This window comes from Planomonospora corallina, from assembly GCF_042650625.1.
Classification (GTDB): domain Bacteria; phylum Actinomycetota; class Actinomycetes; order Streptosporangiales; family Streptosporangiaceae; genus Planomonospora_B; species Planomonospora_B corallina.
Genome location: NZ_JBHSBM010000059.1, coordinates 7,083 through 31,678, shown reverse-complemented (window position 1 = coordinate 31,678; position 24,596 = coordinate 7,083). Strand labels below are relative to the sequence as shown.

At 71.2% G+C, this 24,596-nt stretch carries 25 protein-coding genes and 2 pseudogenes; 17 read left to right on the top strand and 10 right to left on the bottom strand.

Annotation, left to right across the window (positions count from 1 at the left end; genetic code table 11):
- From ACFOWE_RS31175 to ACFOWE_RS31150, 6 genes and pseudogenes are all read left to right on the top strand, one after another.
- A partial coding sequence (locus tag ACFOWE_RS31175; RefSeq protein WP_377294194.1) for a hypothetical protein occupies positions 1–357 on the top strand: 357 nt, incomplete at its 5' end.
- Positions 243–1,523, top strand: coding sequence for a hypothetical protein (locus ACFOWE_RS31170; RefSeq protein WP_377294192.1), 1,281 nt, complete (start codon positions 243–245; stop codon positions 1,521–1,523). The genes ACFOWE_RS31175 and ACFOWE_RS31170, both read left to right, overlap by 115 nt.
- Before the next feature lie 185 nt (positions 1,524–1,708).
- The gene (locus ACFOWE_RS31165; protein WP_377294190.1) at positions 1,709–1,840 is read left to right on the top strand and encodes a hypothetical protein; all 132 of its coding nucleotides are present in this window, start codon (positions 1,709–1,711) and stop codon (positions 1,838–1,840) included.
- Between the two features lie 205 nt (positions 1,841–2,045).
- Positions 2,046–2,813, top strand: coding sequence for an HAD family hydrolase (locus ACFOWE_RS31160; RefSeq protein WP_377294188.1), 768 nt, complete (start codon positions 2,046–2,048; stop codon positions 2,811–2,813).
- A 95-nt stretch (positions 2,814–2,908) separates the two neighbouring features.
- A pseudogene (locus ACFOWE_RS31155) lies at positions 2,909–3,691 on the top strand (transposase family protein).
- Positions 3,692–3,820: 129 nt separating this feature from the next.
- Positions 3,821–4,378: a recombinase family protein gene (locus tag ACFOWE_RS31150; protein WP_377294186.1), complete on the top strand. Its 558-nt coding sequence runs from the start codon at positions 3,821–3,823 to the stop codon at positions 4,376–4,378.
- Between the two features lie 91 nt (positions 4,379–4,469).
- On the opposite strand, the gene ACFOWE_RS31145 is transcribed toward ACFOWE_RS31150, so the two are convergent.
- Complete coding sequence (locus ACFOWE_RS31145; protein WP_377294184.1) at positions 4,470–4,952, bottom strand: SDR family oxidoreductase; 483 nt, start codon at positions 4,950–4,952, stop codon at positions 4,470–4,472.
- A 175-nt stretch (positions 4,953–5,127) separates the two neighbouring features.
- Here ACFOWE_RS31145 and ACFOWE_RS31140 point away from each other — a divergent pair, with 175 nt between their 5' ends.
- The 4 genes from ACFOWE_RS31140 to ACFOWE_RS31125 all read left to right on the top strand — a co-directional run bounded on the left by ACFOWE_RS31140 (position 5,128) and on the right by ACFOWE_RS31125 (position 8,829).
- Complete coding sequence (locus ACFOWE_RS31140; RefSeq protein ID WP_377294182.1) at positions 5,128–5,442, top strand: hypothetical protein; 315 nt, start codon at positions 5,128–5,130, stop codon at positions 5,440–5,442.
- Between the two features lie 73 nt (positions 5,443–5,515).
- Positions 5,516–7,450 (top strand): methyl-accepting chemotaxis protein, encoded by a 1,935-nt coding sequence (locus tag ACFOWE_RS31135; RefSeq protein WP_377294180.1) that lies wholly within the window; start codon positions 5,516–5,518, stop codon positions 7,448–7,450.
- Between the two features lie 53 nt (positions 7,451–7,503).
- Positions 7,504–8,232, top strand: coding sequence for a transposase (locus tag ACFOWE_RS31130; protein WP_377294178.1), 729 nt, complete (start codon positions 7,504–7,506; stop codon positions 8,230–8,232).
- A gap of 438 nt (positions 8,233–8,670) precedes the next feature.
- The gene (locus ACFOWE_RS31125) at positions 8,671–8,829 is read left to right on the top strand and encodes a hypothetical protein (protein ID WP_377294176.1); all 159 of its coding nucleotides are present in this window, start codon (positions 8,671–8,673) and stop codon (positions 8,827–8,829) included.
- A gap of 187 nt (positions 8,830–9,016) precedes the next feature.
- On the opposite strand, the gene ACFOWE_RS31120 is transcribed toward ACFOWE_RS31125, so the two are convergent.
- Positions 9,017–10,189: an IS256 family transposase gene (locus ACFOWE_RS31120; RefSeq protein ID WP_449301235.1), complete on the bottom strand. Its 1,173-nt coding sequence runs from the start codon at positions 10,187–10,189 to the stop codon at positions 9,017–9,019.
- 9 nt (positions 10,190–10,198) lie between these two features.
- On the opposite strand from ACFOWE_RS31120, the pseudogene ACFOWE_RS31115 reads away from it, so the two are divergent.
- The 3 genes and pseudogenes from ACFOWE_RS31115 to ACFOWE_RS31105 form a co-directional block, all read left to right on the top strand.
- Positions 10,199–10,579 (top strand): annotated as a pseudogene (locus ACFOWE_RS31115) (transposase); the annotation flags it as partial.
- 90 nt (positions 10,580–10,669) lie between these two features.
- Positions 10,670–11,305, top strand: a complete 636-nt coding sequence (locus ACFOWE_RS31110) for a hypothetical protein (RefSeq protein ID WP_377294174.1) — start codon at positions 10,670–10,672, stop codon at positions 11,303–11,305.
- Positions 11,306–11,370: 65 nt separating this feature from the next.
- Positions 11,371–11,610 carry a hypothetical protein gene (locus ACFOWE_RS31105; protein WP_377294173.1) on the top strand — a complete coding sequence of 80 codons (240 nt, stop codon included), beginning with the start codon at positions 11,371–11,373 and terminating at the stop codon, positions 11,608–11,610.
- Positions 11,611–11,886: 276 nt separating this feature from the next.
- Here the strand turns inward: ACFOWE_RS31105 and ACFOWE_RS31100 are convergent, their stop codons facing one another.
- From ACFOWE_RS31100 to ACFOWE_RS31080, 5 genes are all read right to left on the bottom strand, one after another.
- Entirely contained in the window at positions 11,887–13,512 is a 1,626-nt protein-coding gene (locus ACFOWE_RS31100) for a methyl-accepting chemotaxis protein (RefSeq protein ID WP_377294171.1), read from the bottom strand.
- Positions 13,513–13,818: 306 nt separating this feature from the next.
- Positions 13,819–14,310 carry a hypothetical protein gene (locus ACFOWE_RS31095; protein ID WP_377294169.1) on the bottom strand — a complete coding sequence of 164 codons (492 nt, stop codon included), beginning with the start codon at positions 14,308–14,310 and terminating at the stop codon, positions 13,819–13,821.
- 515 nt (positions 14,311–14,825) lie between these two features.
- A complete protein-coding gene (locus tag ACFOWE_RS31090; protein ID WP_377294167.1) occupies positions 14,826–15,260 on the bottom strand; it encodes an STAS domain-containing protein in 435 nt (144 codons plus the stop codon).
- Positions 15,261–16,800: 1,540 nt separating this feature from the next.
- Complete coding sequence (locus ACFOWE_RS31085; RefSeq protein WP_377294165.1) at positions 16,801–17,181, bottom strand: anti-sigma factor antagonist; 381 nt, start codon at positions 17,179–17,181, stop codon at positions 16,801–16,803.
- A gap of 459 nt (positions 17,182–17,640) precedes the next feature.
- On the bottom strand, positions 17,641–20,256 hold the full coding sequence (locus ACFOWE_RS31080; RefSeq protein ID WP_377294163.1) for an FG-GAP-like repeat-containing protein: 2,616 nt from the start codon (positions 20,254–20,256) through the stop codon (positions 17,641–17,643).
- A 399-nt stretch (positions 20,257–20,655) separates the two neighbouring features.
- On the opposite strand from ACFOWE_RS31080, the gene ACFOWE_RS31075 reads away from it, so the two are divergent.
- A complete protein-coding gene (locus ACFOWE_RS31075) occupies positions 20,656–20,925 on the top strand; it encodes a hypothetical protein (protein ID WP_377294161.1) in 270 nt (89 codons plus the stop codon).
- A 43-nt stretch (positions 20,926–20,968) separates the two neighbouring features.
- Here the strand turns inward: ACFOWE_RS31075 and ACFOWE_RS31070 are convergent, their stop codons facing one another.
- From ACFOWE_RS31070 to ACFOWE_RS31060, 3 genes are all read right to left on the bottom strand, one after another.
- Positions 20,969–21,832: a CPBP family intramembrane glutamic endopeptidase gene (locus tag ACFOWE_RS31070; protein WP_377294159.1), complete on the bottom strand. Its 864-nt coding sequence runs from the start codon at positions 21,830–21,832 to the stop codon at positions 20,969–20,971.
- Positions 21,833–21,940: 108 nt separating this feature from the next.
- Positions 21,941–22,072 carry a hypothetical protein gene (locus ACFOWE_RS31065; protein ID WP_377294158.1) on the bottom strand — a complete coding sequence of 44 codons (132 nt, stop codon included), beginning with the start codon at positions 22,070–22,072 and terminating at the stop codon, positions 21,941–21,943.
- A 405-nt stretch (positions 22,073–22,477) separates the two neighbouring features.
- The gene (locus ACFOWE_RS31060; RefSeq protein WP_377294156.1) at positions 22,478–22,819 is read right to left on the bottom strand and encodes a hypothetical protein; all 342 of its coding nucleotides are present in this window, start codon (positions 22,817–22,819) and stop codon (positions 22,478–22,480) included.
- Positions 22,820–23,198: 379 nt separating this feature from the next.
- On the opposite strand from ACFOWE_RS31060, the gene ACFOWE_RS31055 reads away from it, so the two are divergent.
- The 3 genes from ACFOWE_RS31055 to ACFOWE_RS31045 all read left to right on the top strand — a co-directional run.
- Positions 23,199–23,339 (top strand): hypothetical protein, encoded by a 141-nt coding sequence (locus ACFOWE_RS31055; RefSeq protein WP_377294154.1) that lies wholly within the window; start codon positions 23,199–23,201, stop codon positions 23,337–23,339.
- A gap of 54 nt (positions 23,340–23,393) precedes the next feature.
- Positions 23,394–23,567 (top strand): hypothetical protein, encoded by a 174-nt coding sequence (locus tag ACFOWE_RS31050; protein ID WP_377294152.1) that lies wholly within the window; start codon positions 23,394–23,396, stop codon positions 23,565–23,567.
- A 452-nt stretch (positions 23,568–24,019) separates the two neighbouring features.
- Positions 24,020–24,596: histidine kinase dimerization/phospho-acceptor domain-containing protein (locus tag ACFOWE_RS31045; protein ID WP_377294150.1), on the top strand; the 577-nt coding region annotated here is incomplete at its 3' end.

Here is a 24,596-nt window from a genome sequence, read left to right as displayed (position 1 = left end):
GCCGCTGCGGCGGCGGCCACGGAGGCGGAGTTCGTGCGCCGGCTGAAGGGCGGCGGGGTGCGGGTGCGGCCCCGCTACGCCGCCGGCGGCCGCGGCGAGGTCGTCGGCTACGCGGTCGCGCTGGAGACGACCAGCGCGCCGAAAGCGCTGTGGTTCGACGGCGGCAGGCTCGCCGCGGACCTGACCCTGCCCCGCTTGCGCGCGGGCTGGCGGGATGCCGGAGCGGGCGAGGCGCTGGCCGAGTGGTCCCACCCCGTCGCTCGCGGCACACGCCGGGCCGCGCCGAGGCCCCGATCGATGATCCGGCGGCCTGGGGTCGCGCCGCGCAGCTCATCGACGGCATCCGCCACACGCTGACCGGCCTGCCCGCGGATGATTCCCGCTGGCAGGTCGCCTGCCAGGGCGCGGCCGCGCTGACCGCCGCGCTGGAGGAGCGGCCGGGCGCGTTGTCGGCGGTCGCCGACTGTCTGGCGTGGTCCGCCCAGGACCCGCCCCGGCACCGCGGGGCGGGCAATCTCGCCGAGCGGCGGTTGCGCCGCGACGCCGGTCAGGTGGTGCGTCTCATCGGCCAGGCCGCCCGCTCCGGCGGCATGCCGGCCACCGCGATGACGGCCGTCGTCGGCGTCGTGCTGCTGGCCACGACCATCGCCGAGTTCCACCAGAGGCGGCGGCAGCCGCACCAGGCACGGATGCTGGCCGCGCGCGCCGAGGAGGCGGCCGGTGAGCTGGCCGCGGCCGTACCCTGGCGCCGCCGCCCGCATGGGCGCTTGAGCGCGGCCCGCCTGGCCGCTCTGGCCGCTGCCGTCGAGGCCGACGTCGACCGGCTTACCCGCCAGGAGCGGCGCCGGGCCGAGCTGACCGCGCAGGCGCGGGCCGGGCACGGACCGCAGATGACCGCGCTGCGGGTCCGCCGGGAGGAGCTGGCGCGGGCCGCTGTGGCCGAGGCCGCCCTGCCCGCGGCGCGCGGCGCCGCCGAGCGGGCCGGCCGCACGCTGGCGCAGGCCTGCGCCCGGGTGCGGGAGCTGGAGACGATGGCCGGTCATGGGCGGGTGCGCCTGGGCCTGCAGGGCACCACCCGGGAGCGGGTCCAGGCGGACCTGGCCCTGGCGCGGCGCGAGCAGCGCGCGGCCCGCACGCGATGGGACCGGGCCCACGAGCAGGTAGAGGCCCTGGCCGCGGCGGCGCGCCTGGCGTACGGGCCGGACTGGCGTGAGGGGGACGCTGCGGCCGGCCACCGGAGGATGGCCACCGGGTGGGAGCGCCGGCGGGCGCAGGCCGCCGCGGCCGGCTTCCCCCGCCTGGCGGGGCGCCGCCCGGCCGGTGGCCTCGCCGAGGCTCGCCAGGAGCTCGCGGCCGTGCGCGCCGAGCTGGCCCTGCGCCAGATCCTGCCGGCCGGTATCGCCGAGGCGGAGAAGGCCCAGCGGAGCGCCGCCCAGCCGCAGGCGGGCCGCGCGCCCGCGCCCGGCCCGCGCCGTATTCCGCCGCGGCCACCGGAGCGCGGCCGGGGTGGACGCGGTCGCTGACCAGCCGATTCCACGAGCGGAAGAAGAGCGGCCCCTACTGCTGTCCAGGCGTCGGCTGGAAGGAAAACCCGGGCGCGGTCCGGCACCGCCGGCCGAGCGTGGTCGTTCACTTATCGGCAGGGCGAGCGGCAGGAGGGACGTTGGTCAGGGCCGGCCACTTCATTCGAGCCGCGGTGTGCTTGGGCATGGCGGTGTTCGCGTACAACCGCCTCCAGGAGGGGGCGGAGGGGTTCTCCCTGTACGGGGCGCTCATCGACGGCCCGATCCTCGCGGTGGTGCTCATCGTCACCGGCATCAGGGCCGAAGACGACGACTGAGCAGGTTGCCGAATTGTTCTCGCGGGAGATCAAGCGGCGGCGCGCCGCGCTGCCGTACCCCGGCCCTCTGCCGCCCGCCGTCCGGGCGTGCGGCGTGGGCGCCGGTCCCGGCCGGCGGCGACCCGGGCCGTACCCGCACCGCGCGCCCGCCGTACCCAACGCATTCGCCGACCTCTGCGGCCCGCCGCCGCACTGATGCGGCACGATGATCACCATGCTGCGGCCGGTCTCGCACAGGGTTGGGGGCGATCGCCGATCCGGTGCTTCGTCCCTCAGCACCGGCTCACCGGGCATCATCCCGGCCATCTGTGGCATCCTCTGGCTTATGGCGATCAAGGCGCTGTTGTTCGATGTCGACGGGGTGTTACTCGACTCCAGCGCAACGCACCGACGGATCTGGGATGCCTGGTCGGACATGCGCGGGCTGGACAGAGACCTGGTGTGGAGTCTCACTCACGGCCGTCGGCCTGAGGACACCGTCCGCGATGCCGCCCCTGATCTCGATCCCACCGTCGAGCGCAAGGTGTTGAACCAACTGATGGCCATGGAAGGTGATGCCTTCCCGGCAGCATCGGGGGCTGTAAGCCTGCTGGGCAAGCTGGAGCGGCATCCTTGGGCATTGGTTACTTCGGGCAGCCAAGCCCCTGTTCACCGGCGCTTTCGGCTTGCCGCGCTTCCGTTGCCCTCGGTGCAGATCTACGGCGAGAACGTCAAACATTCGAAGCCCCATCCCGAGGGCTATCTCAAGGCGGCTGAACTTCTCCTGATTGATCCGAACGACTGCATCGTGATCGAGGATGCCCCCCACGGGGTAGCCGCTGGGAAGGCAGCGGGATGCACGGTGATCGCTGTGGCCACTACTCACACTCCTCGTGAGCTGGCCAAGGCGGATGGCTGTTTCCCCTCACTTGAGGAGGCGGCACCGCACCTTCTGAAGTTGATCAACGAGCCCTTTTCAACCTGGCGGCGCTGATCAGCGTGGGCGCAAGGGGAACTGGTTTGAGGTGAGAGGAGGCTCCCGGTAAGACAGCAGTCGACCAAGATCCGATGCCCCAACCGGGAGCCTCGTTGCTGTCATACCGTGCCGCGATTCCGCTGCCGGCCGCACCCTTGTCCGCCTGGCCGACCTGATCCGCGCCCACCGCGCCGAACGCCGCTCCCGCTGGCGCCGCCTCGGCCCCGGGCAGCAAGCCCTCCTGGTCCTGGCCCATCTACGCGGGCGGCGACACCTACACCCGCCTGAGCAGCGGGTTCGCCATCGGCACCACCACCACCTGGCGCTACGTGCGCGAGGCGGTCGACCTGGTCGCCGCCCTGGCCGACGACGTGCACACCGCCGTGCTGAAAGCCTCGCGCCTGGCCTACGCCGCTGGCGACGGCACGCTTCTGCCGATCGACCGGCTGGCCGACGACAGGCCGTACTACTCCGGAAAACACCACCGGCACGGGGTCAACGTTCAGTTCCTCGCCGATCCGGACGGCCGCCTGGTGCAGGTCTCGCTCGCGCTGCCCGGGGCGGTGCACGATCTGACCGCGGCCCGGCGGACCGGCCTGATCGACGCCCTCGCCAATGCCGGCGTCCAGGTCTTCGCCGACCGGGAGTACCAGGGTGCGGGCGGCACGATCCGGACCCCGTTCAAGCGCCACCGGCACCGTCCGCGCCTGTCGCGCCACCAGAAGTCCGTCAACCGCGCCCACGCCCGCATCCAGGCGATCGGGGAACGCGCCGCCGCGACGCTGAAGGCCTGGAAGGTACTGGTCCGACTCCGCTGCTGCCCACGCCGCGCCACCGCGATCGTCCAGGCCATCCTCGTCCTGCAGCTCATCGAAGAGGACCGTTACTCAGGATGAAAAACGCTCCCTGATCAAAGGTCGGCCGCGCCCCAGCAGGCGGGTGGTGCTCGACCCCCGCGTCCGCGGCCGCCCGGGTGGCAAGGCCACATGGGGCCCACCCGCTCACGCCGCACTGCGACGCTGAACGTGCTGTCCTACATCCGCGACGGGGACATGCTGTGCGTCCAGGAGGTCGACCGCCTCGGCCGCAACCTGCTGGAAGGGCTCATCGTCCTCAACGACCTATTCCAGCGCGGCATCGCGGTCAAGGTGCTGGAAGGCATCGCGGCCGGTGAACACACCGAGCGCTCCCTGATCCTGGCCCTGGCGCTGTCGGAGGACCGGCGCCGCGACATCGTCCGCAAGACCAAGGACGGCCTGGAGGCGGCCCGCCGCCGTGGCCGGGTCGGCGGTTCGCCGGCCCGTGGTCGACGACGACAAACGCGCCGCGATCTTCGCCCGCCGCCAGCGCGGGGAATCCATCCGCGCCATCGCCGCCGACGTCAAGGTCTCCATCGGCGTCGTCCACAAGACCCTCGCAGACACCAAGGATTCATAGGCCACCTGGCAGACACCCAGTTCGGAACAGCGAGAGGCGGTAAGCCGCGTCCCGACGCCTCGCTAACGCCACTGACCGTTCCATCGCTGCTCAACCCCCGTATCCTCACCGGGTGGGCGGTCATCACCCCGAGTCCCGCGTCGTGACCGTCCCGCCCGGGCCGGAGCCTTCACGGCCCGAGTGGCGACAGGGGCGACGCCGGGCGGCAGCACGCGGTCCAGTCCGTGCGCCGTCGCGTTATGCGGACGCCGCGCCGGATTGGCCGGCCTGGTCCAGCAGGGTGTCGATCATCTCCCGAAGCCGGTCGCGTCCGACGGCGCCTATCGCGCCGGTCAGGGCTTGGGCGAACTTGTCGAAGGGATCGTCCATCGACAGCTCCTTCACCTTCTCGGCCAGCTCCTCCACGCTCCGCAGTCCCTCCTTGTGGATGTGGCCGCCGAGGGGCCAGCCGTGGTTGATCGCGACCGTTCCGCCCCGCACCGACAGCACCTGGCTGGTGAACGGGCAGGCCGCGCTGGCCAGGTAGGCGGCGACAGGCGCGCTGGCGGCTGGGTGCAGGGGGTTGAACCGGCCCGCCGGCGATTCCTGGCCCATATCAGGAACGGCGAGGGCGAGGCGGGTGCGGGCCATCGACGGTGAGATGCAGTCGACCCGCACGCCGTACCGGCCGAGTTCGAGAGCGGCCACGATGGTCAACGCCGCGACCCCGGCGTTGCCCACCGTGCGAGACCTGCGCGGGCAGCGGGTTGAGCAGTCTGGAGCCGGAGGAGGTGTTGACCACGGCGCGGTCGGCGTGGACCCCTGCCTGATGCCGGTCGCGCCAGTGGCGGGCCGCCCAATGCGTCACCGTGAAGGTGCCCTTCGACTTGACGGCCAGGACGTCGTCGAGGTCCCGGTGAGCGCACCGGCCGACGTCGACCAGGAACACGAGCGGACCGCGCCGGTCGAGCGGCGGACCACGACCACCGACCTCATCCGGATGAGCGAGGGCGAGCCGGCCGACGTCGTCACCTGTGCCCTGAACCGCGGCCTGTCGCGCCGGCCGGACCTCCACGCCGAGGTCATGGGCGACCTCACCCCGGCCGAGCGGGACGAGGTCGCCCGCGCCTGCGACCGCCACACCGGGCGGGTCGGCCGGATCATCGGCACGACACGGGAGGCGGCCGCCACTCCAGCGCAGGGCCGTGTCCGCGCGGCGGGAAAGCCTTAAGTGAGCTCCTTCAGCGCCGACATTCAAGCCAAAGGAGGAGGTCCTTGTGCACAGCATCCGCACCCGGTTGGTGGTGAGCGTTCTAACAGTCGTGGTAGTCGCCATCGCCGTGTTGTTCGCCATCGTGACGGTGGAGACCGAGAGCCTGTCACGGCAGCAGGCCGAAAAGTACGCCGAGGAACTGGCACGCCGTGAAGCCAGCGATGTCGGGCGTCTGATCGACGGCGCCTCGCACGCCGCCCACGCGCTGGCCGGAGTGATGGCGTCGTTGAAGGAGGCCGGCCACACCGACCGCACGGCGGTGAGCAACCTGGTACGCGACACCTTGGCCAGGCACCCGGAGTTCGTCGGTATGTCCACCGGCTGGGAGCCCGAAGCCTTCGACGGCCGCGACGCTGCTTTCCGCGGGAGCGCGCAGAGCGACGCCACCGGCCGGTTCCTGCCTTACTGGTACCGCGACGGCGGGCAGTTGAAGGTGGCCGCGCTCACCGATTATGAGACGCCCGGCGCCGGCGACTGGTATCTGGTGCCCCGCGCAACGGGCAAGGACCTGGTCGTGGAGCCCTATGTCTACCCGGTCAACGGCAAGGACGTGCTGATGACCACCGCCACCGCCCCGATCATGCTGGACGGCGCGTTCCACGGTGTGGTCACCGTCGACCTGGCCCTGGCCGACCTGCGCACCGCTCTGCTGGCGGAAAAGCCGTACGGCACCGGATACCTGGCGCTGGCCACCGCGGCCGGCTCGGTACTGGCACACCCGCAGGAGGACCTGCTCGGCAAGCCGCTGCCCGGGACGCTGGCCTCGGACGTCAAGACGGTGCTGGAGGGCAAGGACACGCTCCGCACCACCGGATACGACGAACACCTCGGCGAGGAGGCCACCACGGCGGTCACTCCGGTCACGCTGGCGAGCGGCGAGACCTGGGCGCTGGCCGTCAGCGTGCCCGACGGTACGATCGCCGCGGAATCCGACGCGATGCAGCGCACGGTGCTGCTGGCCGCTCTGGCCGCTTGCCTGGCCGCCGGTGCGGTGGTCTGGCTGCTCGGCACCGGCCTGACCCGGCCCATCGTACGGCTGCGCGACCGGCTGGCGGAGATCGCCGACGGCGACAGCGATCTCACCCAGCGGGTGGACGAGGCGCGCCGGGATGAGATCGGCGCGCTGGGGGCCGCGTTCAACCGGTTCACCGCCAAGATCGCTGACATGGTGCGGCAGATCGACAACAAGGCCGAAGGGGTGACGGCATCCGCACGTTCGCTGACCATGATCAGCAACGAGTTGCGCGACGGCGCCGAACGCACCGCCGGCCGCACCGAGGCCGTGTCCGGGGCCGCGACCAAGGTGTCGGCGAACATCGAGACGGTCGCCGCCGGTGCCGAGGAGATGGACGCCTCGATCCGCGAGATCGCCCACAGCACCACCGAGGCGGCGCAGGTCGGCACGCGGGCCGCGCAGGTCGCCGAATCCACCACGCAGATCATCGCGAAGCTGGGCGAGTCCTCCACCGAGATCGGCGCGGTGGTCAAAGCGATCAACAGCATCGCTGAGCAGACCAACCTGCTGGCCCTGAACGCCACCATCGAGGCCGCCCGCGCCGGGGACGCGGGCAAGGGCTTCGCGGTGGTCGCCGGCGAGGTCAAGGACCTGGCCCAGGAGACCGCCAAAGCCACCGAGGACATCACCAGCCGGGTCAAGGCCATCCAGGACGACACCAACGCAGCCATCGAGGCGATCCACGAGATCGTGCAAGTGGTGGACCGGATCAACGGCCTGCAGACGACCATCGCCGGTGCTGTGGAGGAGCAGACCGCCACCACCAGGGAGATGAGCCGCAACGTCACCGAGGCGGCCACCGGCTCCGCCGACATCGCGTGCACGATCGGCGAGGTCGCCGGGGCGGTGCAGGCCACCACCGCAGGCAGCGGCGCGACCGAACAGGCCGCCCAGGAACTGTCCGTTCTGGCGGGCGAACTCAAGTCGCTGGTGGGGCGCTTCCGGTTCTGACCCGTGTTCCGTTGAGCGGCCGTCCGGCGGGCGACGGCCGTCCGGGCGGCGCCGTGGAGCATCTGCCGACCGGCCAGCGGCGATCACACGATCCGCCTCGCGCCTCGCGCCTCGGGCGGGGCCGGATCGTAGCCGTCGAACGCGACGAGGAGGCCATCGCAGCATGGAAGGACGAGGTGTGGCCGCAGGTAAAAGCACCGCGGCGGACCTGTGCTTCTTGCGTCTGCTTCGAAGACGAGGCAGGCCAGGGGCTGAGGCCGCCGAAAGGGAGAACCTGGGCGCCGCGCGGGGTGCGGCCGGTGGCGCGGGTCCGGGGCCAGGGCGCGGGGCGGGTCAACGTGGCCGGGGTGGTCTGTTTCCGTCCCGGCCGGCGGGCGCATCTGTTCTACGCGCTGCATGTCTGCCGGGGTCGCCGGGGTGAGGCCAAGAGCTTTTCCTGGCGGCGGTACCGGGATTTGATCATCGCGACCCATGAGCACCTCGGGGCTCCGTTGGTGTGGTGCTGGGACAACCTGAACCTGCACCTGGTCCGGGAGTTGGATGACTTCGCCGCCGCCAACGCCGCATGGCTTCGGGTGTTCCGGTTGCCGACGTACGCACCGGAGCTGAATCCGGCCGAAGGGGTGTGGTCGCTGCTGCGTCGGGCGATGGCCAACTTCGTCGTCACCGATCTCGACGGTCTGGTCCGGATCGTGAAGCGCAAGCTGAAGAAGATCCAGTTCAGGCCGCATCTGCTCGACGGGCACCTGGCCGCGGCTGGGCTGAGCATCGACCCATGGTGATCGCGTAGGCGGACCCTACGCGTTCAACTGGAGTAGCACCCGGGCCTGCGCGACCGGGCTTGTCAGACTCCTCTCCACAACGTCCTCATGGCCGGCGGCCACCTGTCTGCGACTGGCTCGGGCCTGCCGAGCCCGAGTACGAAGTCGCGACGGCGAAGATCGGTGAGCCGATTCAGAACTGACCCGGCTTGAAGCCTCGCGCGCGGGGGAGACGAAGGTAGCGTCCCGGCCGTGGCCGATACATCTGCCGTTGATCTGCAGGAATTGGAGCACGATGTCACCCAGCTGCTGACGGCAGCTGGGTTCCCCGCTCGGTCCCGGAAAAGACCAGCGGATTCACCGTAACGCGCTATCACTACCTGGTTCGAGTGAGATGGGCTGCGGACCCGGAGTTCGACCGCATGACATTCCGGTTCCTGGACGGATCCCGCCCATCCAATGGTGCGCTTTGAGCTCGATGTGGTGAACACAACCTTGGGCGCTTTCGCTCAAATCCTGGTGAAGGCTGGCTACCAGGTGGTTTTGAAGATCAGCAACGAAGAAGACGGTGACCTGCTGCTCGACGTCATCGCGGGACCAAGCCAGTCCACGCGTTGACCAGCCCCCTCCTAGATCCTCCTCCCGGGGAGCGGTGCGGTGGTCACCGTTGCGAGCCCGCTGCTTCCATGGAAGCAGCGGTGAACCGCATGTAGGGCGCCCGCCCTTGCAGCCCGCGCCGGGCGGTTCGGTCACGTCCAGCGAAGTGGTGTATGAGCCGGCCTTCGCGTGATCCTGTTTCTGCAGGTTAAGCGGTAAGTGTCTGCGGCAGCGGATTCTGCCCCGGTGTGTCGCCCGCGATCAGGCGCAGCCGGACTTTGGCCAGCACGTCCAGCCCCATGTAGCGGCGAGCCTCGGTCCACTCATCGGTCTGCTCGGCCAGCACCGCACCCACCAGGCGCACGACCGAACTCCGGTCGGGGAAGATACCGACCACGTCGGTGCGGCGGCGGATCTCCTTGTTCAACCGCTCCTGCGGGTTGTTCGACCAGACCTGCCGCCAGACCTCGCGCGGGAACGCGGCGAACGCCGGCAGCTCCTCGCGGGCCGCGTCCAGGTGCGTCGCCGCGGCCGGGTACTTCGCCTCCAGCGCCTCGACGACCCATGTGTGCTGGGCCCGCACGGCCTCGGCGGTCGGCTGGTCGAAGATCGTGCGCACCAGGGTCGCCACCCACGGCTGCGCCGACTTGGGCACGGTGGTCAGCAGATTCCGCAGGTAGTGCGTTCGACAGCGCTGCCAGGCCGCGCCCGCCAGCACCGCACCGACCGCCTCCACCAGACCCCGGTGGGCGTCGGAGACGACCAGCTGCACCTCGGACAGGCCCCGCGCCACCAGGGAGCGCAGGAAGCCCAGCCAGCCCGCGCCGTCCTCGGCCGAGGTCACCTCCAGCCCCAGGATCTCCCGGCGGCCGTCGGCATTGACCGCGGTGGCGACCAGCACGTGCACGTTCACGGTCCGCCCGTCCTCACGGACCTTCTGCGTCAGCGCGTCCAGCCACACGAACGCATACGGGCCGCCGTCCAAAGGCCGGGTCCGGAACGCCTCCACCTGCCCGTCCAGGGTCTTGGCCATCTCCGAGACCTGGCTTTTCGAGATGTGCTGCACGCCGAGCTGCTCGATCAGCTTGTCCACCCGGCGGGTCGAGACGCCCAGCAGGTAGCTGGTGGCCACCACGCTGACGAGGGCCTGTTCGGCCCGGCGGCGGCGCTGCAGCAGCCAGTCCGGGAAGTAGCTGCCCGAGCGCAGTTTCGGAATGGCCGGCTCCACGGTGCCGGCGCGGGTGTCCCAGCCGCGGGGCCGGTAGCCGTTGCGCCGGTTGGCCTGCTTACTGCTGCGCTCGCCGTAGGCGGCGCCGCACAGGCTGTCGGCCTCGGCCGACATCAACGCCTCGGCCATGGTCTTCACCATGGAGCGCAACAGATCCGGGGGGTCGTGGCTGCCCGCCTGCTCGGCGAGTTCGGCGACGCCCCCGGCCGGTTCACCGACGCCAAGGCCCGCAAGGCCTACGTCGGCACCGCTCCCATCACCCGCGCTTCCGGCACCCGGCAGGTGGTGCTGGCGCGCGTCGCCCGCAACCGCCGCCTGTTCGATTCCTGCTATCAGTGGGCGTTCGCCGCGATCCGCTGCTCACCCGGCGCCCGCACCCTCTACGATCGGCGCCGCGCCGCCGGAGCCGGCCATCATGCGGCCCTGCGAGTGCTGGCCAACCGCCTGGTCGGCATCTACCACGGCTGTCTGCGCCGTCGCACCGGCTATGATGAGCAGCGCGCCTGGGACATTCGAGCCGCTGACGCTGCTCGACCTCGCTGAAAACCGCGCAGCTCATGAATATGCGGACATCATCGCCGCTGGTGCGGTTTCTCATTTGAATCGGCTTCCGGCAGTAGGCGACACTGCGGCATGCACTCCTACGAGCAGCCCGGGCCGGCCTTCGACGAGGTGGGCGGCCGGATCTATGCGGCATTGCGCTCCGGTGACCTCGATGCGGGCCCGGTCCTGGAATTGGCGTGCCTGCTGGAGGAGTGGGGCCGACGCACCGTCGCCGTGCAGGAAGTCCTCGAACGTCCCACCGCTGATCTGACGGTGGCCGACCTGACCCGGCTGGGTGAACGTCTGCTAGACGACATCGGTTTCGAACCGACCTTCGCCCTGGAACCGGGCCTGTGGGCGACGCTGGAACAGGCACTGGGGATCGCAGAACGCGATGTTCGCGCCGCCGGGATCGCCGGAACGCTCCGGCTGGTTGCCCCGGGCTGGGACGACAGCGGTCAGGCCTGGGTGGAATTCCAAGGCGGTCATCACGGCAACGGCATCCGGCCCGTTGCGGGGCGAGATCTCCAGGGAGCGCTGGCGAACATCGCCGACGCCGCCCAAGAAACGATCATGGAGCTGATCTGGACGGTCTGGCCGACCTGCCCGATGCACCACCTGGGCCTACACGCCGACCTGGAACGCGGAACGGCCGTCTGGCGTTGCGCGGGCGGCGGAGCGCACACCGTCGCTCCCGTAGGGGCGCTCCCTGCTCAGCACCGATGACAACCCGGCTGGTCATCCGGGATCGGCCAGTAGGGGCCGCTCGCTTGACGGCTTAGCACTGTGGGATGTCTATGGGAGTCCAGGGCCGGCACCTGGAGATCCTCCAACGGCACCGCCTCGCCCGATCCGGCGCCCGCCCGGCACCGGGCACCTGGCAGCGCACCCGGACGAGCCTGACGAGCACGGCCCGCCGCATCGGCGCGGCCGGAGCGCGCGAGCGACGCCACCGCACCTACGCGATCGAACGCGACGCCTACGCCTGGTGGCTCGCCGAACTCGCCTGGATGCGGACCAAGGGCAAATGACGGCAGCCCGACCCGGGCCAGCACCGCCTCCTAATGGCCGGCCTGCCCCGGTGGGGCAACCGCAACTGCTACCCCCGCGACCACCACGGCCGCGCCGACCACCGCGCCGCGCGCATCGACCTGACGATGCAACGCCAGACGACCGCCTGACGAGCGAACATGCTCACCGCTACCGGAGCGCTCACTGTGTGGGTACGGCGCGGGGCCGGGAGCGCACCGCATGCGCTCCCGGCCCCGGGAGGGTCGTTCACCGGCCGGACGGCCGGCCATCCGCCGTCAGACGCGGAACCGCCCGACCAGCGCGTTGAGATGCGCGGAGTTCTGCGCCAGCTCCTCCGACGCCCGCCGTACCTCGCCGATGCTGCCCACCGTCGCGTGCGCGGTGGTGGCGATCTCCTGGACGCTCTGGGCGATGGCGGTCGCGCCGGAGGCGGCCTCGGAGATGTTGCCCGCCATGCTGTCGGTGGTGCTGCTCTGCTCCTCCACCGCGCTGGCGATGCTGCCCTGGTGGTCGTTGACCTCGCCGATCACCTGGGCGGTCGTGGAGATCGACGCGACGGCCGCGGCCACGTCGGCCTGGATGGCGGTGATGCGCGCGGTGATGTCCTCGGTGGCCTTGGCGGTCTCCTGGGCCAGGTCCTTGACCTCGGAGGCGACCACGGCGAAGCCCTTGCCGGCGTCCCCGGCGCGGGCGGCCTCGATGGTGGCGTTGAGCGCGAGCAGGTTGGTCTGCTCGGCGATCGAGTTGATCATCGCGACGACGCTGCTGACGGCCTCGGACGACTCGCCCAGCCGGGTGATGGCGGTCCCGGCCTCGGCGGCGCGGTTCACCGCGGTGTGGCCTGCGGTGCTGGCCTCGGCGGCGCTGCGGGAGATCTCGCGGATGGAGGCGCCCATTTCCTCGCTGGCGGTGGCCACCGTCTGCACGTTGGTCGAGACCTGCTCGGCCGCGGCCGCGGCGTTGGTGGCCTGGGCCGAGGCATTGTCGGCCTGCTGGCCGATCTCCGCGCTGATGGCCGACAGCTCCTGTGCGGCGGCGGAGGAGGAGGCGGCCGACTCGTTGATCTGGCGGACCAGGCCGGCGATGTTGGCGACGAACTGGTTGAACAGCTTGCCCAGGGTGCCGATCTCGTCGCGGCGGGACTCGTCGACCCGCTGGGTCAAGTCGCCGTCGCCCTCGGCGATGTCGCGCAGGCGCCGCGCCAGCTCGTTGACGGGCCGGGTGATGCTGCGGGTCAGCGTCCAGGCCAGGCCCAGCAGCACGACCGCGGCCAGCGAGGTGCCGAACAGCACGACGTTCTTGGTCGTCGACGCGGTGGAGTCCGCCTCGGAGGCCCGCACGGTCAGCAGGCTCTCCTCGGCCTGGCGCATCTCGGTCAGGGTGGTGCGGATCTCGTCCATGACCGCCCTGCCCTTGTCGGACAGCACGACGGCGCGCGCGGCCTCGAAGCCCTCGGCGCGGCGCAGGTCGATGGTCTGCTGCATCTCGGCGAACTTGGCGTCGATCAGCGAGCGCAGCGACGTGATGCGCTCCTGCTGGGCGGCGTTGTCGGCGGTGAGGGCCGCGGTCTCGTCCAGCAGCGTGCCGACGCGGTCCCTGGCCTCGGTGTAGGGGGTCAGGTAGGCGTCCTCGCCGGTGATCAGGTAGCCGCGCTGGCCGGTCTCGCCGTCCTTCAGCGTCGACAGCACGCCGTCGAGGTGGTTGAGGACCTCGTGGGTGTGCGCCACCCAGCCCTCGTTCTCGATCAAGTCGGCGGTGTTGCTGTAGGAGACCGTGCCGATGACGCCCATCATGGCCAGGGCGGCCACGAACCCGGCCACCAGGCGTCGTCCGATGGTCCAGCTCCAACGCCGCCGTCCGCCAGTGGCCGCTCCCGTCGTCTGGTCAGGCTTGTCGTTCATGGTGTGCTCACAGTCGCAGGGGTAAGTCGTTGCAACCCCTCCCATCGGCTACAGAACGCACTTCTGAGATCTCTTTTAGTTGCGATATGCCGATACGTGAAGAAGTGGCTGAAGTCCCGGCCGCCGTTCCGAGGTGCCGACAAACGGCGGTGGCCCGCTCCCCCTGCGAAAGCGGGCCATCCTTACCGTGACCGCCTTCCCTATCGGCGCCGAGGGCCAGCGCATGAGGACTTGGCCCCCCGAGCGTGTAATCCCGAAGACGTCCCACAGTGCTAAGCGTCAAGCATCAGCGCTGATGCCTGGCTCCTATGTGGTGCGGCGCCCGCCTCGTCGTTCCGGCCAGGGCCAGTCCAGGGTGAGCGACTCACCGACGGCCAGCGCGTGCCAGCGGCTCGCGTTCTCGTCCAGCCGGTCGAGGATTCCGACGACCTCGGCTTGGGTGACGCCGATCTCCTCAAGGGCCGTCTCGGCGTTGTCCGGCATGGGGAGGCGGCCGGTGTGCACCAGCCACGCGGTCAGCGCGACGCCCGCCAGCTTCTCCGACAGGGCGATGTCGGCTCCGGACACGCTGTTCCTGCGGGAGCTGCGGTGCGTGCGCCGCCGCGCCTGCCTGCGGTCGAGGGGCCGGTCGGCGAGCTCGAAGGTGTGGGCGTCGCCGCCGGCCGCGAGCTGGCCGAAGATGCCGTTCCTGAGCTCCCAGTGGCATTCCACGATGAAGTGGAGGAGGTCGTGCGGAAGGTAGGGGTCGTATCCGGGACCGGGGTCCATAACCAGCGGCGGCGCCAGCTCGCGGTCCACCGTCACGCGATAGCGACGTTCCGCGGTGCGGGTGAAGGTGACCTACATGCCACGACGGTAACTGGAACCGTTTCACAAAGGAATTCGTTTTTCGCCAGTGCTGATCCGATGCTCTTGAGGCGACCTCCATGGTTGAGCGTCAGGCAGCGGCACTGATCCGATTTCACCCTCTGTGACATCTCCGATGCTGGTAGACACATGCCTGCGGGCGGGAGCACGGGGGAGACCGTTCACATCGAGGGACGGGCGCCTTTGGTCACCGGCGCATGATGACCAACGGCGCCCGCGTCCCCGCGGCCCGCACCCAGGCCGCCTCCACCGCATAAGACGGATGACCTGCCGCAGCGGTTGACGGCCTCCACGTCCCGGGCGGCACGGACGGTCTGCGCGCGGGCCAGAGCTGCGGGACCGAGCCGCGCGGAAGCAGCGCCGCCGGGGCCCTGCTCGAGGCCGCCCGGGCCGGCGTCGGGCGGCACCGAGACGACGAGCCGGAGACGGTCATCTGCCGGCGCGGCTCACGAGGCGCCGGCCGGGGCGGCGTCCGGCCCGGCCGCCCGGTCACCGTCCCGGATGGCACGCCGGTCGGCGGCCGCCTGCAGCGCGGCGGTGACGTCCGGGTAGCGGGTGAAGGCCTCGCTCAGGCCGGTGATGGCCAGCAGCCGGGCCAGCCGGCCGCCGACGCCCGCCAGCATGAGGCGGGTCCCGCGCTCGCGGCTGCGCCGCGACGTCGCCACCAGCACGGCCAGGCCGGTGGAGTCGCAGAACGTCAGCTCGCTCAGATCCAGGATGAGCACGGCGACCTCGGGCAGTGCCCAGATGCGTTCCATCTGCTCGCGCAGGATGGGCGCGGCGGCCAGGTCGAGTTCGCCGACGGCGCGCATGATGACGGCGTCGTCGTGCAGGCCGGTGGATGCGGTGAAGACCGGGCTCCGGCCAGGGGCAGGGATCATGGTCGACTCCTTCGCCTGCGGGATCCACGGCAGGCGAAGGGTTTTTGCCACGCAGGCGGCGCCTCTAACCTGTCCGGTCCGATCCGTCAGGGCGCGGGCGGCCCACACCGGCTGGTCGCCCGGTCAGCGCGCCACGGGCACGGCGACCGGGTCGGCAAGGGCGTCACCGGCCACCTTCGCGGCCTGCCGGGCCGCGGCAGGAGCGGCGGCCGCGCCGTCCGGTGCCGGCGGCGGCGCGGACGCGGGGGCCGGTTCACGGCGCGCTGCGGCATTCTCGCCGCGGCACAGGCAGTAGCCGCGCGCGGTGATCAACCGGCCCCGCGCCGGGGTGTAGGCGGCCGCGTCGCCGCTGAGCAGGACCCGGCCGCAGCGTGGGCACAGGGTGCCCGGGGGATGTCCACCTGTCCTCCTTCGGACCGGCGCGCCTGCCGCGTCCGGCGCGGCGCGGCCGGTGGGTGGCGAAGCGGTCGGCTCCACTGTAGGGGCGGCCTGCAAGCGGCGGCGGTCCCGCCCGGAAAGTCGGTGAAGAACGCGGATGCGCCGTCATCGGGCGAGCCGCCCCTAGGGTGGGGGCGACCTGCCCGAACACCGATGATGGGGAGCAAGATGCCGGAGGCGGCGCCGATCGTGATCGCCGGACGCTACCAGCTGGCCGAACCGGCCGGCCGGGGCGGTATGGCCGAGGCCTGGCGCGCATACGACCACCGGCTGGAGGTGCCGGTCGCCGTCAAGCTCCTGGCCCCGCTGACCGCCGGCGGCACGCTCAAGGTCGTCGACTTCGGCCTGGCCCACCTGGCCGATGAGGCCGCGCGGTTGACCACGGCCGGCACCGTCGTGGGCACCGCCGCCTACCTGGCGCTCGAGCTGCTGCACCAGCACCTGCACCGCGCCCCCGCCCCGCCCCGGGCCCTACGGCCCGGTCAGAGCCGTCGGCCGGATCGGAGACCGGTAGCGGGCTGCCGACCACCTCGTGCCACAAGCCGTCGTCGACCGACTGAACCCGCATCCCCAGGTGGCCGCCGATCAGGCGAGTGGAGACCTTCAGCGGGCCGTGCAGGAGACCGGCATCAGCCGTCAGCACCCCGCTTTGCCCGGCCACGATCGCACTGAGCTGGTGAGCGGGACCGGTGGTGCCGGCGACGGGATCGATCACGGCCGCACCCCCGCCGAGGCGGCCAGGACCCGTAGGCGTCTGCTGGGTGCCGTCCGAAGGCGGCGCCTGCGGGTCCGGCCGCAGACGACGGACGGGCCCGTCGTGCCTGTCTCACGTCCCTGCGCCTATCCGCAGGCGAGATCGGCACACCGGCCAGCGCGCCACCCAGCGCGAGTGGAGTTCCCGGGTATCCACGCGCCCGTACGCAAGACGGAGTCCGTCGAGCACGGCGCGGCGACCCTGCCCACCCAGCAGGCAGGGCCGCCGTGCGCCGTGAGGCCGCGCTCGGTTGTGAACGGACCGCGCGGCCGTCCCCGCACATCGGCGCCACCGCAGCGCACCTGAGCCAAAGCCCCGGTCCGGCGCGAAACTCTACGGCAGGGCCGCCTACGCGCCCGCGGCCGCCCGTATCGCTTCGGCGGCGCTGTCGTGGATCTCGAAGGCCCGGCGCAGCCCGGTGAGCGTCAGCACCCGGGCCAGGACCCCGTGCACGCCGGAGAGCAGGAACCGCATCCCCGCCGCCTCGCAGCGCTTCAGGGTCGTGATGATCTCGCTCAAGCCCACCGAGTCGCAGAACTCCAGCCCGGCCGTATCCAGCACCACCGCACGTAGATCGGCCTGACCCCAGACGGGCCGCAGGCGCTCGCGCAGGACCGGTGAGGTGCGCGGATCCAGCTCGCCGGCCACCTGCACGACCAGCACGCCGTCGTGCTGGGTCAGGGAGACGGAGAAGCGGCGGTCGCGCTCCGGACCGAACAGCGTGTTCACCGCGGACTGCGTGCGAAAGACAGGGCGGGCATGGCGCTCTTCCTACCAGCGATCACCAGCTGCTAACGCATCATGGGCCCGGGAGTGTGTCGGAAGCGATCCGTACGGGAAGGCGCCACCCAGCCCGGCCAACTCGCTCCCCAGGCCACCCGCTCCAAGAGCCTTCAAGATAGGCGTTTGCGGTCGGCGGAACATTCGGCGGGGGTTTCCGCGCCTGGGGACGGCCGTCCGGCCGGGCCGGAGTCGGGAGGGCAAGATCTTCGCTCAGCACGCTAATCGCCCTGGGGAATACGGGTCAGGATGCGCGCGCCGTGCGAGTCGTTCGCGCGCAGGTGCCGGAGCCTATGGCATGACTATCGCGATCACCGCCGACACATCCTCGGAAACAGCGGCGCTGCGGCGACCTGCCCGATGGCAGGCCGCCGCAGCGCCCGGTCAGGGTCCGGACACGTGCCTCGTTCAGAACACGAAGGTGATCTGAACGCGCCGGTTGTTGGCCCGTCCGGCGGCGGTGGCGTTGGACGCCACCGGCCGCTTCTCGCCGTAGGAGACCACGGCGCTGTTCACGCCCGTGCCCTTGGTGAGGGCCTTGCACACCGCCGCGGCCCGCTTCTGCGCCACCGCGCGGTTGGCCTTGGCTGTGTCCCGGTTGTCGGTGTAGCCCTCGCAGCGCACCACCCGCACATCACCCAGGGATCGGCGCAGCTGCGTCAGATAGCGCGCGTCGGCCGCGGTGACCTTGGTGGAGCCGGAGGCGAAGCGGATGGCGCGCACCTGAAGCGGCGCCGTGGCCGGGGTCAGACGGGTGGCTGCCGTGGCGGTCACGGTCGCGGTCGCGCCCTGCGGGCGGATGACCGCCTGCGCGCGCACCGTGACCCCGCCGATCCGGTCGACCAGCTTCTTGCCGGTCGCGTTCAGCGTGACCGGGACCGTGACCTTCTGGGCGGCCTTCTTCGCGTCCAGCCTGACGCGGCCGGTACCGAGCACCTGCTTGCTGCCGGTGGCGGCCCGCAGCGTGACAGCGCACTCGGAGATCCTTCCGGTGCTCACCGTGCAGGGCACTGCGACCGTCGATCCCTTGGCGGTCACCTTCGCCGACACCGGAACCGCCGGCTTCGGCGGCGCCACGGGCTTCGGCGGTGTGACCGGCCGGGCCGGGGCCGCGGTGACGGTCGACTGGTAGGTCGCCGTCGTCGACTGACCGTAGGCGTCGGTCACCCGGTAGCTCACCGCGGTGGCCATGCCGGAGAAACCGGAGGCGGGCGTGAAGGAGATCACACCGGTCGCGGCATCGAGCACATAGCCGCCCTGGCTCGCCACGGTGATCGTCTCCACCTCATGGCCGCCCGCATCCAGCAGCGTGATGCGCCCGCCGGCCGGAACCGTCGCCGTCACCTTCTGTACGGCCGCGCCTTGACCGGTCGAGACGAAGTGCTCGGTCACGGGAGGATCGGGTGTGGTGACCGTGGCGGCGTAGTCGCCGGTCGCCGTCTGGGTGTAGGCGTCGGTCACCGCGTACTCCACGACGGCCTGGCCGACGAAGCCGAGCGCCGGGGTGAAGGTGATCTTGCCGGTGGCCGGGTCGAGGGTGAAGACGCCTTGGCCGTCGACGGTGACCGTGCCCGGTGCGGTCTCGCCCTGCAGTCTCACCGACCCTCCGGGCGGAACCGGCAGCGTCACCGACTGGGCCGCGGTGCCCTTGCCGTCCGACTGCACGAACCCCGGTGCCGAGTGGGCGGGCTTGGTGACCGTGGGCGTGTAGGCCGCCGTCCCTGACCGGCCGTCGGCCGCCGTCACCCGGTAGGTTACGCCGGAGGCCGTGCCGGAGAAACCGAGCACCGGCTTGAAAGTGATCTTGCCGGTGGCCGGGTCGAGGGTGTAGGCGCCCTGCCCGCCGACCGTCAGCGTCGTTGTCGGTGTCCCGTTGTCCAGCAGCGTCACCGACCCGTCGGTCGTCACCGTCACCTCCTGCAGCGCGTCGCCCACGCCGCTGGAGGTGAGGGGGAACGCCAGCCCCTCACAGGTGTTCTCGATGATCCTGGCCCCGGACACGACGTCGTCCCCGATCACCAGGTCGGCCTTGCGGTCACCGTCGATGTCCCCGGCGGCGATGCTGGCGAGATCTCCCATGCCCAGCGCGAAGATGCCGGTGTCCTTCAGGTCGAACGTGCCGCTGGCGTCGGCGGTCAGGATGACGGCGTGCCAGTTCGCCCCGACCCCGGCGAGGTCGGTCCTGCCATCGCCGTTGAAGTCAGCGGCGGTGAGCAGCCCGCTGTGCAGACCCGCCGCGGTGAGACCGGGTACCAGGGTGAAGGTGTTGCCGCCGTCACCGGAGTACACGGCTACCTGTCCTCCGGCAGAGCCGAAGGCCAGGTCCGTCTTCGCGTCGCCGTCGAAGTCACCGGTCGCGATCGACTCCACACCGGTGAGTGCCGGGCCGCCGTTCATCGTGACGGGGGCAGGGGCCTGCAAGATTCCGGTGCTGTCGCTGAGCAGCGCCGACACGGCGCCCGACTGGCCGGTCACCACCAGGTCGAGGTGCCCGTCCTGGTTGAGGTGACCTGCGGCGAGACTCGTGGGCTCGGCCGGAAGGGAAGAGAACGAGGGGCCGTCGCGGAAGGTGCCGACGTCCATGCCGTAGAAGAGTTTGACGCCGGCCGAGCCTTCGACCGCCAAGGCGAGGTCGGGCTTGGCGTCGCCGTTGAAGTCACCGGCCGCGACGGCCCGGGACGAGAACCCGACGTAGAAGTCACGCAGGTACGACAAGCCGCCGCCGCTGTCACCGAGCGCCAGCTCGACGAGGTTGGAGGAACCGTCGAGAGGCCCGACCCCGATGTAGTCGGCCCGCTCGTCACCGTTGAGGTCGGCCAGGGCGACCGCGCTGAGGGTGCCGAGATTCCCGTTGTAGTGGCCGCTGGAGGCGAAGCTCGTCGTGGTGCACTGGAGAGGGGCGCCGGCGTGCGCGGGGGCGGCGACGGTCGCGAGGGTGCCGGTCGCCAGCGCGACCAGGGTGAGCAGCGACGCCGCGCGGCGTCTGTGGGGGGATTCGAATGGTTTCGGGCCGGTGGAAGACAAGGCAGGCTCCTCCATGAGCGGTGAGACACCTGGCGCAAGGCCCTTCCTGGGCGCATCGGGCGCAGCAGGTGCTGGTCACCTCCTCTTCGGAAGGCCAAGACGGTTCATGAGGAGTTCACGGCAGTGACAACGACCGCCTCCGAGGGCGCTCCCGACGACGATGCCCGCGCCGTGCCATGGCCCGATGCTCCTGAAGCCCGGGCGAGGGGCAAGGTGGCTCAGGAGCATCGGATACCGAGCACACTGCGCATACTGTGTCCCACTTGTCTGATTTTCAGAGGGCTTAAGCTTCGGAAACTCCGGTTCCCCTGACTTCTGGAGGGGCTCACCGGCAAGGCTCTGGACTAGGGAAACGTTCTATTTTGCTCCTCTCTGGAGCTTCAGGGGTACCAGGCCGCCATGGCCGCGGAGATGGAGCGCGACCTGATCCGCGAGCGCACCCGCCGCGCCCGGAGCGAGTCCGTCACCGCCATCGCGCTGAGCCGCGGGCACGTCCGAGTCCAGCAGGTTCTCGCCGGAGGCGGAGATCGCGGCCGGGACGTTGCGCAGGCCCAGACCCGGGTCACCGACGTCGAGGGCAAAGACCTCCTCGGCCCGCGCGGCGCTCTCATGCAGCGGCCGCCACAGCATCCGCTCCCGAAGGCCAGAGGTTGGGCGGTTCAGCTCTGAAACGATCGGTTACCGAGGGGAGACGCCGCTGCGGCGGCAAGGGCTATGCGCCGGTGGTGGCCGCTGCCGGGATCGTATGGCGTGATACGGCGGCCAGATCGGTCGGTCCGTAGCGGCGCGGGATCCACAGCGCCAGGGCGATGACGGCGGCGCTCATCACCGACGGCAGCAGCGCGGCCTTGACGGGGCTGTTGATGAAGATGTCCAGCACGCCGTGGAACAGTGCCAGCGCAAGAAGGCTGCCGCCACTGCTGTTGTACAGCCACGTGCACACCACCGACCCGGTGACGATGCTCGCGGCCCAGCCGACCAGGCCGATGGCGGGCATGTCACGCAATCCGGCGCTGATCCCGAACAGCGGCAGGTGCCACCCGGCCCAGATCGCCGCCACGACCATCGACGACGACAAGGCCGAGCGCCGCCGCTGCAGGTAGGGCAGGGCGAACCCCCGCCAGCCGACCTCCTCCCCGAACCCGTAGAAGACGATGTTGGCCAGCCAGAAAACGGCCAGGGGAAGCTCGGGGAACTCCTCACTGCCGCCGGTGCCCGCCAGGTCGGGAACCTGTCCCACCGCGGCGCACACCAGAGCGGCGACGGCGAACGCCCCGGCCGGGCCGAGGACGGCCAACGTGACCCACCGGCGCGTACCGGAGCGCGGCAGACAGCGCCGGGCCAAGTCGGCGACGGCGGCGCGGCCGCCGACCACCGCGCTCATCACCACTCCCGCCACCAGCGGTCCCAGGCTCCCGGCCAGGTGCAGCCACTGCGGCGCGTGCACCGCCCCACACCCCTGGCGTGCCGCCAGCAGCGGTAGCCACACCCCCCACGACAGCAGATACGCCATCACGGTGAAGCTGATCACGGGCCGTGCCCGCATCACCCGCACAGGAGCGGAAAGACCGGTCATGGCTCCACTCCACCGCGTTGCACTCGTCCGCGGCAGAGCCGAACGTCCCGGATCGCTTTCCTGGCTGGTCGACCCGGGCGGGTCCCCGGTGACGGTCGCGTTTCAGGATCACCACGCGCCCAGAATCTTGAACCAGGCGGCTCCGGCGGCCATCCACACCGCGACGTTGGCGACGGCGACCACGGCGCCCAGACGCCACCACTCAGCCAGGGGAATCCGGGTGAGCTCACCGGTATCCACGTGGGTCGCCACGGCCGACTGCACGTCTTCGTCTGCCCGTCCTGCCCCGACCTGCCGCCCCGGCTGAACCTCCGATGATCCGCCGCGTGCGGCGGCGGGGATCCCGCCCGCGACCGGCCGCAGCCTCTCCCGTCCGGCATCCGCGCACCGTCCCGTCCGGCGGACGGGCGGGACCGCCGATCACCGGTGAGGTGACCACCGGCTGCTCCATGGCGCTCTGGACCGATCACCGGCGTATGCTCGCCGGGTGGAGATCCCCGACACCGTCCGTAACACCGTCGCTGCGCGTTTCGGTGCGGCGCTCACCTCCAGTCGCCCGCTGCGCCGCCGTCCGGAACCCACCGCCCCATCACGGCGGATGCCGCTGCCGAAAGGCATGTTCTCCTTCCCCGGGGGACCAGATGGTCAAGTCTCGTATGAGCCATCCCACGGTTCGTAGAAACCGAGCCGGTCCGGGTAAAGCTCGGCGTGTTCATCGCCCTCGGATTCGATGACGAGACCGAACAGCACATCATCGGACTCGATGTAGAAGGGGCGGATGGCGATGTCGTCGAAGCGGAGATCGCGCAGGGCGTCGAGCCACCGCCTCAACCGGTCCTGAGCGGCGCCGATGGCGGCTCGGCGGTCGTGGTCGCCGCCGGCGCGCCGGATGCGGGTGCCGAGGTGGTGGCCGTTGACGTCGAAGGTGTGCAGGACGGCGTACCAGTACGTGTGGGAGAATCGGTCGCCGGTACGGGCGTAGCGCAAAGGCACCGACGACGGAGCCGAGGAACTGGCCGCCGGCCCAGCGGCCGATCGTGCCGGTGCGGTGGTCGGGGTCGTATCTGATGGGGATGCGCTCGGGAACTGCCATTTTCGGGAGAGTAGCGCCGGGACTCAGATGTCGGTGACGCCGACCTGGCCGCGCTGGCCGGCACGATCTCCTCTCGCGGCATCGAAAGCGCCGAGAACAAGGCCAGGCGCGAGCACGGCGGGCCGCACCTGATCTCGGAGTGACGGTTCACCGACCCGGCTCTGCCGTCGTGCGGTGCGACCGGAAGGCGCCTTGGGCATCCTTGGCGGGGCGGAGCCGGCGTGTGCCGGGCGCATTCGGATAGACGTCATGGTGGGACGCAGACGTAACGGGATGGGACCGTCTCCTGACCGGGCCCGCAGGCGCCGACTGCTGACGGAGGTCGGATACCGGGTGCGGGTCGTCGCGGACCACCCCTGCGCGCTGGAGGCGGCTTGGCGGCTGTGCCCGGACCCGGTCGTACTCGACTGGTGATCACCCGGCCGCTCAGGCCTGCAGGTGTGTCGGCGGTTGCGCGCCGTACCGGGCATGGCGCAGGTACCCCTGCTCCTGCCGGCCGCCAGACCCGACAGCCCCGCAAGCGCCGAAGCGGAGTCGTACCGGGCGCAGGCCGATGGCGCCGTGCTCAAGCCGATCGACCCTCAGGGGTTCCTCACGCGGGCCCCGGCGCTGCTGAAACGGTCCCGGCCGGCCCAGGTGTGATGCTGGAAGCGGGCATGAAGGCAGATGACCGGTGGGCCGCGGGAGCGTCTTCCCGTCCGGTCCCGGCGGGCGCTCCCCTTCCGCCGGGACCGGTCACGGCGATGACCGGCGGGCCGTGCGGCACTCTTTACTCCACCATCGGCGCGAAGGATCCGGCAAGGGGCATTCCGCTCTCATCAGGCGTTTTGATTCACTCGGATGACCGCAGGAGGTGCGCCGATGGAAGGACGCGGATCCCTGTTCGGTGAAGGCCCCCAGGTGGCCGCCCGGAAGACGGCGATCCCCGGCCCGCTGGCCGGGAGCATGTCCCGTCCCGGCTTCTGGCACCGCCCCTGCGGGGGTGTCTCTGTCCATGCCGAGAAGGCGGCCATCGCTCGTACCGCCGATGCGGCGTCCCTTGCCTGCGCCCCGGAGCCTGGCGCGGCCGCACCGTGCTGACGCCGGGTAGCGGTATGGCGCTGCGCCGCACGGCGGCGTTCGCCGGGCTGTACGCCGCCGCGGTGCTCGTCGGCCGGATGGATCTGATCGGCGGGACGGGGATGGGGCTGGTGTGGCCGGCCGCCATCGGAGAGCACACGCTGCTCCGCCCCGACGGCACGCCCATGGGCGGTCAGCAGATGCCGCACATGCTGGCCCTGGCCGGGCACGAGGTGCGCGGCATGGACGTACTCGTCTGCCCTTCCGATGGGCGTGAGGAGCGCCTGCTCAGCGTCAGCGCCACCCGGCTGCCCGCCTGCGATCAGGCGGTGGTCGTGATCTTCTACGACGTCACCGCCGAGCGGCGCCACCGCGATGAGCTGATGGCCTTCGCCGGAGTCGTCGCCCACGACCTGGTCAGCCCGCTTACCACCGTCGACAGCTGGACACAGCTCCTGGCCGAGGCCGTCGAGCCGGACAGCGAGATAGCCGACGGCGTCACCCGCATCCGGCGGGCCGCCGGTCGGATGCGGGAAACGATCCAGGACCTGCTCGCGCACGCCACCGCCCGGGATGCGGCCATCACCCCCGAACCGACCGGGCTCGGTCCCG

Excerpts from the sequence above, each read along its gene's own strand:
- ACFOWE_RS31100 (WP_377294171.1), bottom strand. The coding sequence starts at position 13,512 with ATGAACGACAAGCCTGACCAGACGACGGGAGCGGCCACTGGCGGACGG.
- ACFOWE_RS31165 (WP_377294190.1), top strand. The coding sequence starts at position 1,709 with ATGGCGGTGTTCGCGTACAACCGCCTCCAGGAGGGGGCGGAGGGGTTC.
- ACFOWE_RS31105 (WP_377294173.1), top strand. The coding sequence starts at position 11,371 with ATGTCTATGGGAGTCCAGGGCCGGCACCTGGAGATCCTCCAACGGCAC.
- ACFOWE_RS31160 (WP_377294188.1), top strand. The coding sequence starts at position 2,046 with ATGATCACCATGCTGCGGCCGGTCTCGCACAGGGTTGGGGGCGATCGC.
- ACFOWE_RS31110 (WP_377294174.1), top strand. The coding sequence starts at position 10,670 with ATGCACTCCTACGAGCAGCCCGGGCCGGCCTTCGACGAGGTGGGCGGC.
- ACFOWE_RS31050 (WP_377294152.1), top strand. The coding sequence starts at position 23,394 with ATGGCGCAGGTACCCCTGCTCCTGCCGGCCGCCAGACCCGACAGCCCC.
- ACFOWE_RS31075 (WP_377294161.1), top strand. The coding sequence starts at position 20,656 with ATGGCCGCGGAGATGGAGCGCGACCTGATCCGCGAGCGCACCCGCCGC.
- ACFOWE_RS31070 (WP_377294159.1), bottom strand. The coding sequence starts at position 21,832 with ATGACCGGTCTTTCCGCTCCTGTGCGGGTGATGCGGGCACGGCCCGTG.
- ACFOWE_RS31125 (WP_377294176.1), top strand. The coding sequence starts at position 8,671 with ATGGTGCGCTTTGAGCTCGATGTGGTGAACACAACCTTGGGCGCTTTC.
- ACFOWE_RS31090 (WP_377294167.1), bottom strand. The coding sequence starts at position 15,260 with ATGATCCCTGCCCCTGGCCGGAGCCCGGTCTTCACCGCATCCACCGGC.
- ACFOWE_RS31055 (WP_377294154.1), top strand. The coding sequence starts at position 23,199 with ATGGGACCGTCTCCTGACCGGGCCCGCAGGCGCCGACTGCTGACGGAG.